11 protein-coding genes are annotated in these 15109 nt (G+C 66.5%); 8 read left to right on the forward strand and 3 right to left on the reverse strand.

All coding sequences use genetic code 11. The annotated features are described in order from the left end of the window. The 8 genes from glgX to VGJ96_02385 all read left to right on the forward strand — a co-directional run bounded on the left by glgX (position 1) and on the right by VGJ96_02385 (position 11826). The gene (gene glgX, locus VGJ96_02350; GenBank protein ID HEY3285942.1) at positions 1–3597 is read left to right on the forward strand and encodes a glycogen debranching protein GlgX; all 3597 of its coding nucleotides are present in this window, start codon (positions 1–3) and stop codon (positions 3595–3597) included. 10 nt (positions 3598–3607) lie between these two features. Further along, the gene (locus VGJ96_02355; protein HEY3285943.1) at positions 3608–4927 is read left to right on the forward strand and encodes an MFS transporter; all 1320 of its coding nucleotides are present in this window, start codon (positions 3608–3610) and stop codon (positions 4925–4927) included. Continuing rightward, on the forward strand, positions 4924–7596 hold the full coding sequence (locus VGJ96_02360; GenBank protein ID HEY3285944.1) for an alpha-amylase family glycosyl hydrolase: 2673 nt from the start codon (positions 4924–4926) through the stop codon (positions 7594–7596). Before VGJ96_02355 ends, VGJ96_02360 begins: the two co-directional genes overlap by 4 nt. Positions 7597–7917: 321 nt before the next feature. Beyond that, a complete protein-coding gene (locus VGJ96_02365) occupies positions 7918–8136 on the forward strand; it encodes a hypothetical protein (GenBank protein HEY3285945.1) in 219 nt (72 codons plus the stop codon). 133 nt (positions 8137–8269) lie between these two features. Continuing rightward, a complete protein-coding gene (locus VGJ96_02370; protein HEY3285946.1) occupies positions 8270–8893 on the forward strand; it encodes a hypothetical protein in 624 nt (207 codons plus the stop codon). Between the two features lie 300 nt (positions 8894–9193). Beyond that, the gene (locus VGJ96_02375) at positions 9194–10468 is read left to right on the forward strand and encodes a serine hydrolase domain-containing protein (protein HEY3285947.1); all 1275 of its coding nucleotides are present in this window, start codon (positions 9194–9196) and stop codon (positions 10466–10468) included. Between the two features lie 160 nt (positions 10469–10628). Next, positions 10629–11162 (forward strand): GNAT family N-acetyltransferase, encoded by a 534-nt coding sequence (locus VGJ96_02380; GenBank protein HEY3285948.1) that lies wholly within the window; start codon positions 10629–10631, stop codon positions 11160–11162. A 211-nt stretch (positions 11163–11373) separates the two neighbouring features. Next, positions 11374–11826, forward strand: a complete 453-nt coding sequence (locus tag VGJ96_02385; protein ID HEY3285949.1) for a hypothetical protein — start codon at positions 11374–11376, stop codon at positions 11824–11826. A gap of 232 nt (positions 11827–12058) precedes the next feature. On the opposite strand, the gene VGJ96_02390 is transcribed toward VGJ96_02385, so the two are convergent. The 3 genes from VGJ96_02390 to VGJ96_02400 all read right to left on the reverse strand — a co-directional run bounded on the left by VGJ96_02390 (position 12059) and on the right by VGJ96_02400 (position 14918). Then, the gene (locus tag VGJ96_02390; protein HEY3285950.1) at positions 12059–12538 is read right to left on the reverse strand and encodes a DinB family protein; all 480 of its coding nucleotides are present in this window, start codon (positions 12536–12538) and stop codon (positions 12059–12061) included. Positions 12539–12589: 51 nt separating this feature from the next. Continuing rightward, positions 12590–13048, reverse strand: coding sequence for a cupin domain-containing protein (locus VGJ96_02395; GenBank protein HEY3285951.1), 459 nt, complete (start codon positions 13046–13048; stop codon positions 12590–12592). Between the two features lie 142 nt (positions 13049–13190). Next, on the reverse strand, positions 13191–14918 hold the full coding sequence (locus VGJ96_02400) for a LuxR C-terminal-related transcriptional regulator (GenBank protein HEY3285952.1): 1728 nt from the start codon (positions 14916–14918) through the stop codon (positions 13191–13193). Between the last annotated feature and the right edge of the window lie 191 nt (positions 14919–15109).

The following is a 15109-nucleotide window of genomic DNA, read 5'->3' on the forward strand; positions in this document are numbered from 1 at the left end:
ATGCCGCGCGTTCAGGCCGGCCTCCCCGAGCCGCTTGGGCTCACGCTCACCGCTGACGGCGCCAACGTCGCCGTCTTTTCGGCGCACGCGGAACGCATTGAACTGTGCCTGTTCGACGCCCACGGCCGCGAGACGCGCATCGCGCTCCCCTCGCGCACGGGCGACGTCTTTCACGGCTTCGTCGAGGGGATCGCTGCCGGCCAGCGCTGGGGCCTGCGCGCGCACGGCCCGTACGCGCCGCACGAGGGGCATCGGTTCAACACGGCCAAGCTGCTCATTGACCCGTACGCTCGCGCCTTCGACCGCGCGTTCGCGTTTCATCCGGCAATGCTCGGCGAACGTGAGGATGGCGCGCGAAATGACGAAGACAGCGCCGCCGTCGTCCCCAAGTGCGTCGCCGTCGCGCCCATGGAACCCGTCGCACCGCACCGGACGCGCGTGCCGTGGGGCGAGACGATCATCTACGAGATGCACGTCCGCGGCTACACCAAGCGGCATCCCGAGGTGCCGCCGGCGCTGCGCGGCACCTGCGCCGCCCTCGCGCACCCCGCCGCCATCGCGCATCTCGTGGAACTGGGCGTCACCACGGTGGAGTTGATGCCGCTCGCCGCCGCGGTGGACGAACCGCATCTGGCGCGCAACGGCCTGACGAACTACTGGGGCTACAACACCATTGGCTGGTTCGCCCCCGACCCGCGGCTCGCCCCGGGCGGAATGACAGAACTGCGCGACGCGGTCGCGGCGCTGCACGATGCCGGCCTCGAGGTGATCCTCGACGTCGTGCTCAACCACAGCGGCGAGGGCGACGCGAGTGGCCCCACGCTCTCCCTGCGCGGGCTCGACAACGCCACGTACTACCGCACGCACGTCGGCGCCGCGCATCGCTACGTGGACGACACGGGATGCGGCAACACGCTCGCGCTCGACCGCCCGCCGGTGATGCGCCTGGCGCTCGACACCCTGCGCCACTGGGCGCAGGCCATCGGTGCCGACGGCTTCCGTTTTGACCTCGCCACCACGCTCGGCCGGCGCGACGCCGGCTTCGACGCAAATGCGCCGCTCCTCGCCGCCATCAATGCCGATCCGCTCCTGCGCGGGCTCAAGCTGATTGCCGAGCCGTGGGATGTCGGCCCCGGCGGCTATCAGGCCGGCGCCTTTGGCACCGAGTGGGCCGAGTGGAACGACAAGTACCGCGACACGGTGCGGCGCTGGTGGCGCGGCGACGAGGGGCTCACCGGCGAACTCGCCACGCGCCTCGCCGGCTCCGCTGACCTGTTCCATCGGCGCCAGCGCACGCCGTCGCGGTCGGTGAACTTCGTCGCCTCGCACGACGGCTTCACGCTCGCCGACCTGGTGTCGTACGGGGAGAAGCACAACGAGACCAACGGCGAGAAGAATCGCGACGGCACCGCGGCCAATCACTCGTGGAATCACGGCGTGGAGGGCGCCACCGACGATGTGCGGGTGCAGTCGGCCCGGCGCCGCGACGTGCGCGCCCTGCTCGCCACGCTCTTCTGCTCGCGCGGGACGCCAATGCTCGCGATGGGCGACGAGTTCGGCCGCACCCAGCACGGCAACAACAACGCCTATGCGCAGGACAACGAGGTCACCTGGCTCGACTGGGATGGCGCCGACCACGCGCTGGCGCGCTTCGTGGCCTCGCTCACCGAACTGCGTCGCGCCCACCCTGCCCTGCGCGCCGACCGCTGGCTCACCGGCATCACCAACCCGGCCACGTCGCTGGCCGACGTCACCTGGCACCGCGCCGACGGCGGCGAGATGAACACCGCCGACTGGGAAGCGCCCGATCAGCGGATCCTCGTGGCCGTCCTCGCCGAGGGGAGCTCGTTCACGACGGCCGATCGCGTGGCCGTCGTGCTCAACGGCACCGACCGCGACCAGCCGGTGATGCTCCCGCGCGCCCGGCGCGGCTCGTCGTGGCACCTGGTGCTCGACACTGCCAGCGACGCCCCCGTGCGCGACTGGGCGCTGCCGACGCCAGCCGGCATCGCAGTGCCGGCGCGCGCCGTGGCGCTGGTGGTTGAGAGGTCCGAGACCGCATCCTATTCTGTCGAGGGCGCGACGCCGTCGCGCCCGCCCGTTCCGACTGACGACGCACCCAGGGCTACAATGACGTTTCCGCGCTCCGCCGGCATCCTGCTGCATCCCACCTCCCTCCCCGGCCCGCACGGCATCGGCGACCTGGGCCCGGCCGCGCATCGCTTTGTCGACGTGCTTGCCGATGCGGGGATGACGTTGTGGCAGGTGCTCCCACTCGGCCCCACCGGTTACGGCGACTCGCCCTACCAGTGCTTCTCGGCTTTCGCCGGCAACCCGCTGCTCGTGCACGTGGCGGGTGAGGGCGGCGACTTCCCCGCCCACTCGGTGGACTTCGGCCGCGTCATCGCGCACAAGCAGGCACTGCTGCGCGCCGCGACGGCCGCGATGACGCCCGACGACGGGTACCGCGCGTTCTGCGCCGAGCAGGCGTGGTGGCTCGAGGACTATGCGTTGTTCATGGCGCTCAAGCACGCGCACGGCGGCTCGGCGTGGACGTCGTGGGAGACGGGCGCGGCAAGCCGCGACTCGCACGCGCTGGCGACCTGGCGAACGAAATTGTCGGATGACATCGAGCACGTGCGGCGCGAGCAGTACCTGTTCTTCACGCAGTTCCGCACGCTGCGGCAGGCCTGCCACCGCCGCGGCATCCGCCTGATGGGCGATCTGCCCATCTATGTTGCGCACGACTCGGCCGACGTCTGGGCCAATCCCAGCCTGTTCAAGCTCGACGCGCAGGGGCGCCCCGCAGTGCAGGCCGGCGTGCCGCCCGATTACTTCTGCGCGACCGGTCAGCTGTGGGGGAATCCCATCTACGACTGGGAGACGCTGCGCGCCACCGGCTACGACTGGTGGGTGCGCCGCATGCGCGCCGCGTTCGCGATGTTCGACACGGTGCGCATCGACCACTTCCGCGGCTTCGAGGCGTACTGGGAAGTGCCCGGCACCGACACGACCGCCGTGAACGGCGAGTGGGTCCCCGGCCCGGGGGCCGCCCTCTTCGAGGCGATCACGCGCGCGCTCGGCCCGTTGCCGATCGTCGCGGAGAATCTCGGGGTGATCACCCCCGCGGTGGAGGCGCTGCGCGAGCAGTTCGGCTACCCCGGGATGAGCATCCTGCAGTTCGCCTTTGGCGGCGACGACCAGGCCAACAACTTCCAGCCGCACACGTACCCGCGCGAGCGCGTGGTGTACACCGGGACGCACGACAACGACACGACCGTCGGCTGGTGGAACTCCAAGCCCGGTGGCGACTCAATACGCACCGCGGCGGACATCGAGCGCGAGAAGGACTTCGCGCGGCGTTACCTGGGCACGGATGGACACGAGATCCACTGGACGCTGATCCGCGCGGTCCTCGCGTCGGTCGCCGACACCGTGCTGATTCCATTGCAGGACGTGCTGGGCCTCGGCAGCGAGGCGCGCATGAATCTCCCGGGCCGGCAGGCCGGCAACTGGGGATTCCGCTTCACGTGGGAGCAGCTCACCCCCGATCTCGTCCAGCGGCTCCGCGCGCTGGTGGATCTCTACGACCGCTAGGAGCACGCACATGGCGCCGCAATCCGGACCCACGAAGTTCTCGACCATCTGGAACATGAGCTTCGGTTTCCTCGGCATTCAGTTCGGCTGGGGACTGCAGATGGCCAACATGAGCGCCATCTACGAGTACCTCGGGGCGAAGCCCGACCAGATCCCGATGCTCTGGCTCGCCGCGCCGCTGACCGGGCTCATCGTGCAGCCCATCATCGGGCACTTGAGCGACCGCACCTGGTCGCCGCGGTTCGGGCGGCGGCGGCCCTACTTCCTGGTCGGCGCCATCCTGAGTTCGTGCGCGCTGATCCTGATGCCCAACTCCAGCACGCTCTGGATGGCGGCCGGGCTGCTGTGGATCCTCGACGCGTCCATCAACATCTCGATGGAACCGTTCCGCGCCTTCGTGGCCGACCTGCTGCCACAGAGCGAGCGCACGCGCGGCTTCGCGATGCAGAGCTTCTTCATCGGCGTCGGTGCGGTGGTGGCCTCGGCCCTGCCGTGGATGATGACCAACTGGTTCGGCGTGACGTCGGGCGCGGACTCGGGGGCCATCCCGACCACGGTGCGCCTCTCGTTCTACATCGGCTCGGCGGCGTTCCTCGGCGCGGTGCTGTACACGGTGCTCACGACGGGTGAGAAGCCGCCCGCCGACCTCGCGGCGTTCGAGGCGCAGAAGAAGCAGAGCGCCGGCATTGCGCACGGCTTCAGCGAGATCGTGAAGGCCATTCGCGAGATGCCCGACACGATGCGCGAACTCGCGCTGGTGCAGATCGCCACCTGGCTGGGGCTGTTCTGCATGTGGCTCTACTTCGGCCCGGCCGTGGCGACGAACATCTTTGGCGCCCCCGACACCAAGTCGCCGCTCTATCAGCAGGGCGTGGAATGGGCCGGCGTCTGCTTCGGCGCCTACTCGCTCGTCTGCTTCATCGTCGCCTTCATGTTGCCGCCCCTGGCGCACCGGACGAGTCGCAAGATCACGCACGCGCTCTGCCTGCTGGCCGGTTCGGCCGGCCTGCTCTCGGTGTCGGTGATCACCAACCCCAACTGGCTGCTCCTCTCGATGGTCGGCGTCGGCATCGCCTGGGCGAGCACGCTGTCGATGCCCTACTCCATCCTCGCCGGGGCGATTCCCGCAGGCAAGACCGGCGTCTACATGGGGATCTTCAACTTCTTCATCGTCATTCCCGAGATCATCGCCTCGCTCGGCTTCGGCTGGGTGATGAACAACCTGCTCGACAACAACCGGATGGCGGCGATCATCGCCGGTGGCGTCTTCCTGGCGATCGCGGCCCTCCTCGTGACACGCGTGAAGGACCGCGCAGAGGCAGCAGCATGACCCGCTGGATCACGGCGTTTCTCTCTGTGCCACTCTGTGCCACTCTGTGTTTATCGCAGTCGCCCGTTGTCGTTAAGGTTGAGCCGCCCAACTGGTGGGCGGGGCACTCCATCAACCCCGTGCGGCTGCTCATTCGCGGCCAGCACTTGACGGGGGCCAGGCTCGCCTGCCCCGCGGCGCTGCGCTGCGGCGCCGCGAAGGTTAATGAAGCGGGCACCTACGTTTTCGCCGACGTGAGCGTGCCGGCGACGACGAAGCCGGGCGCGTATCCGATTGCCGTGCGCACGGCGGCGGGCGAGGCGCGCTTCGACTTCACGGTCGCGGCGCCGCTCCCGAAGGCCGGGCGCTTTGCCGGCTTCGACGTCAACGACGTGCTCTATCTCATCATGCCCGATCGCTTCGCCAACGGCGATCCGGCCAACGACTCGCCGGCCAAGTCGCCGGGGCTGATCGACCGCGCCAAGGGACGCTACTACCACGGCGGCGACATCGCCGGCGTGCGGCAGAAGCTCCCGTACCTCAAGTCGCTGGGCATCACCGCCATCTGGATGACGCCGGTCTACGACAACAACGACAAGCTCAACGACGTGGAGCGGTACGACGGGCAGGCCATCACCGACTACCACGGCTACGGCGCCATCGACTTCTACGGGGTGGACGAGCACCTCGGCACGCTCGACGAGTACCGCGCGCTGGTGGATGACGCGCACAAGGCGGGGATCAAGATCGTCATCGACATGGTCGCCAACCATACGGGGCCGTATCACCCGTGGGTGACCGATCCGCCGACGCCGTCGTGGTACAACGGCAGCAAGGCCAATCACCTGTCGAACACGTGGCAGGGGTGGACCATTGCCGACACGTATTCCAACGATGGCATGCGCAAGGCGACGCTCGACGGCTGGTTCGGCGGCTTCCTCCCCGACCTCAACCAGAACGACCCCGAGGTGGCGCGCTACATCATCCAGAACACGCTCTGGTGGATCGGGATGACGGGGATCGACGGTATCCGGCAGGACACGTGGCAGTACGTGCCGCGCACCTTCTGGAAGCCGTGGATGGCGGCCATCAAGCGCGAGTATCCGGCGCTTCGCGTGGTGGGGGAGACGTTCGATGGCGACCCGTCGGTGATCGCGTACCATCTCGACGGCACCAACAACTGGGACAAGATCAAGAGCGGCGTCGATTACCAGTTCGACTTCCCGGTGCATTTCGCCATCCGTGACGTCTTTGCGCGCCGCGGATCGGTGCGCAACCTGGCCATGATGGTGGCGCGCGATCACGTCTATCCCGACGCCAACCGTCTCTCGCCCTTCCTCGGCAATCACGACGTCGAGCGCTTCATGAACGAGAAGGGAGCGACGATTGACGGATTGAAGCTGGCGACGACCTTCCTGCTGACGACGCGGGGGATCCCCCTGCTCTACTACGGCGACGAGATCGCCATCGGCGGCGGGCGCGATCCCGACAACCGCCGCGATTTCCCCGGCGGCTGGCGCGGCGACGCGCGCGACGCGTTCACGGCGGCCGGTCGCACGCCTGACGAACAGGCCGTCTGGTCGCACACGCAGCGGCTGCTCAAGATCCGGGCCGAGCGTGCCGATCTGCGGAAGGCGCCGGTGGAGCATCTGGTGGTGGAGGATCAACTCTACATCTACAAGCGCGGCCAGACGGTGATCGTGATCAACAACGACACCGCCGCGGTGGAAGCGCACATCCCGCTCGGCGTGGTCGGCGCCGACCTGCTCGGCGCGTGCAGCGCGCCATTCACGTGGGGCAAGGGGATGGCGGTGCGCGTCCCCCGGCGCAGCAGCTGCGTGATGCCGGTGCTGAGCGTGGCCACGCCCGGCCCGTCGCTCGGCGTGACCGGCGACCGCCGGATGCACCGCGATTTCCCGTCGCAGTACGTTGCGGCGCGCAACGTCGAGGTCTGGCTGCCGCCCGGCTATTCAGCCAACACGGCGGCGCGGTATCCCGTGCTGTACATGCACGACGGGCAGAATGTCTTTGACCCCGCGACGTCATACACCGGCGTGGACTGGGCGATTGACGAGACGATGACGCAGCTCATCTCGCAGAAGAAGGTGCGCCCGGCGATTGTCGTGGCTGTCTGGAACACGCCCAAGCGGTTCGAGGAGTACATGCCGCAGAAGGTCGTGCCGGCGGGCGACAGCATGACGTCGGTGCCAGGCCGGAAGATGTCCACGGCCGGGGTGATCTCAGATGCGTATCTCAAGTTCATGGTGAGCGAACTCAAGCCGTTCGTGGACAAGACGTATCGCACGAAGCCCGGCCCGTCGGACACGTTCACGATGGGCTCGAGCATGGGCGGGCTCATCTCGTGCTATGCCGTGGCCGAGTATCCGCAGGTGTTTGGCGGCGCCGGGTGTGTGAGCACGCATTGGCCGTTGGTGGACGGGGCGATGATTGACTACCTGGCCGCGCACCTGCCCGATCCGCGGACGCACCGGTTCTACTTCGATCACGGGACGGCGACGCTGGATGCGATGTACGCGCCCTATCAGCAGCGCGCCGACGCGATGATGCGTTCAGCCGGATACAAGGATGGCGTGAACCTGATGACGCGCGTCGCCGAAGGCGCCGAGCATAACGAGACGGCGTGGCGGGTGCGGATGGCGGAGGCGCTGGCGTTCCTGATTGGGCGGTAGGGCGCGGGCGGATTGCCGCCGGTGCCGTAGCGACATCCTGAGAACCCGACGGCAGCGTTGCGCTGGCGTCGGGTTCTCGTTTTCGGAGGCTTAAGGCTTCACCCACGTTAGGCTGACCGGCGTTTGCAGGCTAACGCTCGGGGGGGCACGGGGGCGTAGCGGTGGTAAGGTGCGCTGGCGCAGGGGGTTAGGGTAATGTATACTCTGGGTAACGTGGTGTGATAGGCTGACGAGTGGTTACACGTTTTCGCAGCCTATCACTCGCTGTGCAGTCATAATTTGCTGTCTAATCGTCGTTAGCCCGACACTCGAGAGGTCAACATGGACTCCGACAAGTCCTTCAACTCTGGAATGCTCGCCGGTGTCCTCCTCGCGCTCGCCGCGCAAGCGGGCAATTGGCTCATAACGCCGATGAGTCATCCTGATGCGAGCAACGCGCGCTGGGCTGGTGTCGTCGCACAGGGCCTGGTCTGCGCGTCGGTGGCGCTGTGGCTTGTCTGGCGGCGGCGCGCGCGTGGCGGGAGTGCAGGTGCGGGCTAACAAGCCGTTGCTGCTGACGAACGCAGATGTCTTCGGTAGCGGCCGCTGCGCGGCCGCATTCTATTAGAGCGTTCGCAGCAGAACGCCGAGTCGTTAGGTTGCGCAGAAGGTCGTGCGGTTCACCGAGGCAATCATGGAACTCACGTTCGCGCAGCAGATCTGGCTGGCCGTGGTTGACAAGCTTGCCCTTGGGGCCGCGCTTGTCGGCGTTGGCTTCGTCGCGAACAAATACCTTGAGTCGCATAAGGTTCGCCAAGCGTTCGCTGCCGAGGTTGCCCGGCAGAGACTAGCCGCCATCACTGACGTGTGGCGCGCTCTCGGCGAGTATGAGATGGAGGCATATCGCGCTGCTGGGGAGGGATTCCTGGCGATCCTTAAGGAACTTGGCGCTGCTGGCGCGAAGCTACCGGACCCTCTACCGCGCGACGCTCAGCAAATTCTAGCGCTCGTCAGCACGGCCAAGGCGACCACGGTTCTCACAGACGAAGCTGTCGCGAGAGTGAATGATTGGATTGCCATCAAAGCAGCGGAGATGCACCCAAAATCGGATCGGGTGGTCGATCTGATTGCGTCCCAGAGGTTCCTCGTCGGCAATGATCTAGCCGCGACCTTTCAGAACTACCACGAGTCTATCCACCGCACCTTTCGCAAACTCGGCCCGTCCCCGGCAGAGATGGCGAGCTATCGCGAGTCGTATCAAGAACTGAAGCAACAGCGCTCGGACATCGAGGCGACCTCCAAGTCGGTATTCGGGTGAGAATCGGCGCAACCTAACAAACGTTGGTGCCGACGGCGCGATCTAAGGAAGCGGCCGCGGGCGACCGGCATCGATGATACACGCTGACTGGCGTGTCCGCCCGCGGCCGCCTCTATTAGAAGCGCCGCAGCACAACGCCCTTCGTTAGGCGGTCGAGCAATATGACTTGCCTTCTCAACGGCTGTGCTCCGCTCTTTCGCCAATATTGAGTTCCAAGGATCCTATTCGCTGCGCACCAAGATTTGGCAGATGCTCAGGAAACTCCCGGGCGACGTTGTCACCTGAACGGAGCAAACCAACATGCATAGCCGCATTGTGTTCCGCTCTGGCTTCGCAGTACTGATCAGCGCTACGTTGAGCGTCGCGTCTCGCGCCGCAGACGCGCAGTGGCTGCCGCGCGCGCGCCCTGAAGATGTTGGCATTTCGTCCGCTAGGCTGCAGGAACTCAGCGACTCCCTGCGCGCGACATGGATCGACGCGGGACGGATCCCTGGCCTGGTCGTGGTCGTCGCGCGGCACGGCAAACTTGCTTATCTCGACACTCTCGGCGACATGGATGTGACGAAGCCGATGCGCCCGGACGCACTGTTCCACATCGCATCGATGTCGAAACCTGTCACTGCCGCAGCGGTAATGCAGCTTGTCGATCGCGGTCAACTGCACTTGACCGATCCGGTCAGCAAATACATTCCGGCCTTCGCGCACATGAAGGTGGTAGTCGGCCGAGACTCTACAGGTATTCGCGTCATGAACGCAGTGTCACACATCACAATTGAACAGTTGCTGGTGCATACCTCGGGACTGACCTATGCGGGAAAACGGATTCTAGACCGGAGCCCGACGATCGCCGACTTCGCCGACAGTCTGCCGTCACTCCCCCTGGCGTTCGAGCCCGGCACCGACTGGCGCTACAGCGTCGCGTCGGACCTGCTCGGGCGAGTCGTCGAAGTTGCCTCCGGCACGCCGTTCGACCTGTACCTCAAACAGAACGTGTTCCAGCCGCTAAGTATGCGCGAAACAGGGTTCGTAGTTCCCGAATCGCTCGACACCCGCGTGGTGCGCATGTATGCCAGGGATGCGCAGCGGAGGCTGGTGCCAGGAGGAACGATCGCACTGCCAGCGCACCGCCCAGGCGCCACGCTCTTCGCCGGTGGACAGGGACTGATTTCAACGCCCGCGGATTACCTGCGATTTGCCCAAATGCTCCTCAACGGCGGGGAACTCAATGGGCATCGCGTCCTTGAACGTCGGTCCGCGCAGGCGATGATGACTAACCATCTCCCCGCCTCCGTGGTGAAGCGTGTGCAAGAGATGATCTCCGAGTGGGACATCGGCACGTACGGCTTTGGATACGGTGGCGCCGTTCGCATCGATTCGTTGAATCCGCCGGGTGGACGGGGGACGTACGAATGGGGCGGCGTTTACTCCACGACGTTTTGGGTGGACCCGAAGTACGATCTGGTCGTAATGGCGTGGACGCAGTTGAACAATGGCACAAGTGTGTTCGAGACGCGGCTGGACAACGATGTGCATCGGCTGGTGTACAGGGCCATTACTGATATAGTGCCTCACTGAATCGAGTAGTTGGACACAACGCCGCCTAACACGCATTGCTGCTGACGAACGCAACAGTCTACGGTAGCGGCCGCTCTGCGGCCGCATTCTATTAGAGCGTTCGCAGCAGAACGCCGAGTCGTTATGCGGACGCGCACGTGATCACACACACATGCATTCGATGACTCCTACGATTCGGCGTGCCTCGCCAGCGGATGCCGCCGCCCTCGCAATACTCGCCGCCCGCACCTTTCGCGACACCTTCGGCGCCGACAACCGACCGGAGGACCTAACGCTCCATCTCGCGATGGCCTACGGACTCGAACAGCAGTCACGCGAGCTCGCCGATCCCGCGATGCTGACGCTCGTCGCCGAGAGCGACGGGGCCCTCGTCGCCTTCGCGCAGCTCCGGCGAGGACAGGCTCCGGTGTGTGTCACCGGCCCTGCTCCCATCGAGCTCTGGCGGTTCTATCTCGAAGCCGAGTGGCACGGACGGGGACTCGCGCAGCAACTCATGTCCCGCGTCATCGACGCCGCGCACGACCTCGACGCCGCTACGCTGTGGCTCGGGGTCTGGGAACGCAATCCTCGCGCCATTGCCTTCTATCAGAAAGCCGGCTACGTGGACGTCGGAGCGCACAGGTTTGTCCTCGGCGCCGACCCTCAGACTGATCGGATTCTCGCTCGTCCACTCACTACCGAAGGCACCGCATAACCAGCCGTTGCTGCTGCCGCACGCGGATGTCTTTGGTAGCGGCCGCTGCGCGGCCGCATTCTATTTGAGCGTTTGCCGCGGAACGCCGAGTCGCTAGCTGGACGGACAACCGGACGGTGTGATGTACGCTTTACGTTGTACCCGGTTACTGCTTGCTCGCTTTCGGAAGGCATCGATCGATGCGATTGACTCTCCGTCGCCGGCCACGACCGTGCTGGGAGACTGGTATGCGAACCTGCTCAATATCGGGCGGCATCGCCTGGTGCTCTGTACGAACGCACGATCGCTCTTGACCATCGTCGTAACGGCCCGCGACCTGCCCGACTTACCTCGGCGGATTGCCGAGTCCGCCGCGACGTTGCTGGCGTCGCTCGGCGTCCCCGATGATCGCATTCGCGCCGAAGTCCGCGAGATGCAGTGGATACAAGTGGCACGCACGCAGAGTCGGTCGGTACTCGGCTCCATGAATGATTTTGCGTTTGCCGCGGATGTCTACTTTTGCGGTGATCGCGAGTTCGTCGTGCTGCGCGATCTCGATCGGTGGCTGGCCGAGACGCCGTGCAAGCCGTTGCAGTACCGTACCCCCGCCGAGGTCGCACGCGAGCTCATGCGCGCCTCCAGCGCATCAAGCGTTGCTGCTGACGCACACGGACACTGTCGGTAGCGGTCGCTGCGCGGGCGCGTTCTCTTTGAGCGTTCGCCGCACAACCCCGTTCGTTGCCGAGATGCCGCGAGGACCATCAACCAGTTCCAGACTGGATCAAGCGCGTCGCTGGGTCCCCCGCGCTCACTGGTCGCAGCCGATGCACCTCAGGGCCGACCGCTGTCAGCTTACAGCGCTTCACCCGGCGCGCTGACAGCGCCTTGGCCGGCAACCGCCAGGCGTGCGATTCCGCCTAGAGCGCCGCGCGAATTTTCGCCAAGTGGTGATAACTGTGCCGCACGGCGTGATCCTCGATCACGAACTGCGTGGTCAGCGGCGCATCCGCGTTCAAAGACACCGCCGCCGCGCGATCGAGGTCGGCGTCGCTGAACGCGCGCACCGCGGCCGCGGCCGCGGCGCTGTTGCGCCGCAGCAATTCGAGCGTGTCTTTCTTCGGCGCGCTGGCGTGCTCCTCCGCGTGCTTCGCGTTCATGCGCTTGATCGCCCCCTCGTACGTGAGGTCGAGGATGGGCTTGCCCGACGCGACCGTCTGCGCGAGGCCCACTTCGATGGGATACACGGATGCCACATGATGCACCACGACGCCCACCGGACGGCCATCGTGCGGCACGTGTATGCGCCACTGCGCATCGGTCAGCCGTTCCGCGAACTCGGCGAGTGCGTTCGCACCCTGTTCCAAGCGACTTGCCAACTGCTCGGTTCGTAGTGTCATCGTGCGCGTCCTCTGCGTGTTGGGTTCGCGGAGCGGGCTGACCCACCTTGGCTACTGGCGATCACCGACCTTCGTTTTCGTGCTCGGATCGTCCGCCGCATTCACATAGGTCAGAACGAACGGTCCCATGGCGTGCACCTGGACAATCGTCCGACCCTCGGCGATGGCGTAGTGGTGCATGTTCGCCCCGATCACGTCGAAATCGCCAACCTGCAACTTGGTGGCACGCGCCGCGTCGAGCTTGTCGCCCATGCCAAGGCGTAGCGTCCCCTTGATGATCGTGACCTGTTCATCGGTCGGGTGCGTGTGCGGCGCAATCTTGTAGCCGCCCGGCAAGTCCAACCGGACGGTGAACAGGCCCGCCTTGCCAGGGTCGCCCTGGAGTACCGCCATCTTGGCGCCGGCTGAAAAGACCGGCGGTGCCGGTCCCCAGTTGAGCGCGGGCGCCTGCGCCGGGAGCGCCCGGACGATGAGCATGGCAACTACGGCGGTCTTGAAGAGGCTATGCATCGTGTCAGCTCCTGAAGGGGGGAAGGATGCTGACCAGAGGATAGGAACGCCGGCGTACCCACGCTTCGCCCGGGAGAGCCACTGCACCCCGTACGCCGGACGTGGCCCATCTGGGCCAGGATGAATTGCCTGCCGTAGCGGACTACAACAGGCCCTCGCGTGCGGCGTAGGCAACGGCGGCCGAGCGCGACGAGAGTCCGAGCTTTGTGAGCAGGTTCGCGACGTGCCGCTTCACGGTGTGATCGCTGAGGCGCAGTCGCGTGGCAATCTCCGGGTTCGAGAGACCCTGGGCGACCAGCTTGAGGACTTCCACCTGGCGGTCTGTCAACGTCGTCGATGGGTTGCGTGGTCTCGTGCTTGCCGCGAGTCGCCTGATAAGATCCGCCGCGCGCATTTCGTGCTGTGTCGCGCCAAGCGACCGGAACACCTGCCGGGCGGCCCGCGCCTCGCGTTCCGCCGCCTCCGTGATTCCCCCGGCGAGCAGGGCCGTCGCGAGGTCGAGCCTGGCGCGCGCCGTCTCGAAAGGGGCGCCAGCCTGCTCGAACAGGGTCACGGTCTTTTCAAAGCAGTCCGCCGCGTCGGCACAATCGCCGGCCTGGTTCATGATCGTCCCGCGAGCGCTCATGACCGATGCGGCGACCGGCACCGTGCCGAGTGACGTCGCGATGCGCTGCAGTTCGTCGAGCGCGCGTTTCGCCGCGCGAACATCGCCGCGCGTCGTGTGGGCGCGCACGGCGAGTTCCAGGGCGCCGGCGCGAGCGGTCGCGTCATCGGGCCCAAGGTCCTTGAGGTACTGGTCGAGCAGCTTGGCGGCGTCGCTGGGGTTACCGCGCTCGAGTGCAATGAGTGCCCTGCCGAGCCGCGCGATCGGCTGACCGGACGACTGCTCGAACAACAGTTCCGCGTCGAGGACGCGCCCTTGTTTGAGCCGCAGGTCGCCGAGTCGCGCGAGCACGGGACCGGTCATGCCTGGGCGAGCGTGCGCCATCTCGCGCGACGTCGCAGTCAACTCACGTTCGGCCTTCGCCCACTCGCCGCGCCAGATGAGCACGCCGGCGTACTGCGCGCGGCACACGGCGGAAAGGGGATGAAAGTTCCAGCGCCGGGTGAACTCCTGGACGCGCGCGCACCACTGGGCGGCGCGATCGTAGTCGCGCATCCGTTCACAGGCAAAGATCTGCCAGCAGCACACCAGGCCGACGGCGTGGAGTTCCTTCATCTCGCCGGCCGTGGCCGCGACCGTCGCCTCGTCGAGGCATCGCATGCCGGCGGCGACTTCGCCGACACTCACCCGCGACAGCCCCTCGAGGGCCAGCGCCGTGAACTCGACGCCGCGGTCGCCGAGCGTGCGGCCCAGCGTGGCGGCGCGGCGTGCACTCTCGGTGGCGGCCGACGGATCGTGACCCCGGAAGAGCGCGAGTTCCCCCTCGCGAATGAGGAGCCAGCCGAACTCTGGTGACTGTTCATGTTGCACCAGGAGTCGTCGCGCGCGTTCCATCCAGCCCGAGGCGACGGCGAAGTCGCCGCGAAACGAGAGGTAGTCCCAGACGAGCCAAATCGCAACGCGCGCCGCGCCACGCGCATCGCCGTTCTCGCGATACCGGGTGTAGGCACGCTCGCGGGCACTGAAGGTGAGTTCGGCGTCGTCCACCCACCAGGCAGCCAGGCCGAGGTCCTCGAGCGCGCCGGCGGTCTCACCCGCGGCAAGGCTCGTCTCGCACAGGGCCCTCGCTTCGCTCCACGCGCAGCGCAGAAGCGCATCCTTGGCAGCTCGCGCCGCCGCCTGCCCACGGGCGTCATGCGGCTTGGGCGGCGTGGACGATGTCGCTAACCTGAGCGGCTTGGAGGATCGCCGCGGCCGGGGGGGCATGGTTCCATTATAACACCAATCGGCGCGGGTAGCCGTGGAGCCTTCGCGCGGGGCGCTGCCTTGGAAGCTGCGTGCCAAGGCAGCGGCCGCGGGCGGCTGGCGTGAGCGCACCATGCTGGCTTGCGGGGCGCGCCCGCGCCCGCCTCTATTTTTGAAGTACCTGCCATTCCTCTTTACCCGCCTTGAAGCTG

The sequence above is a fragment of the Gemmatimonadaceae bacterium genome (assembly GCA_036504815.1).
In the GTDB taxonomy this organism is placed as follows: Bacteria; Gemmatimonadota; Gemmatimonadetes; order Gemmatimonadales; family Gemmatimonadaceae; genus PNKL01.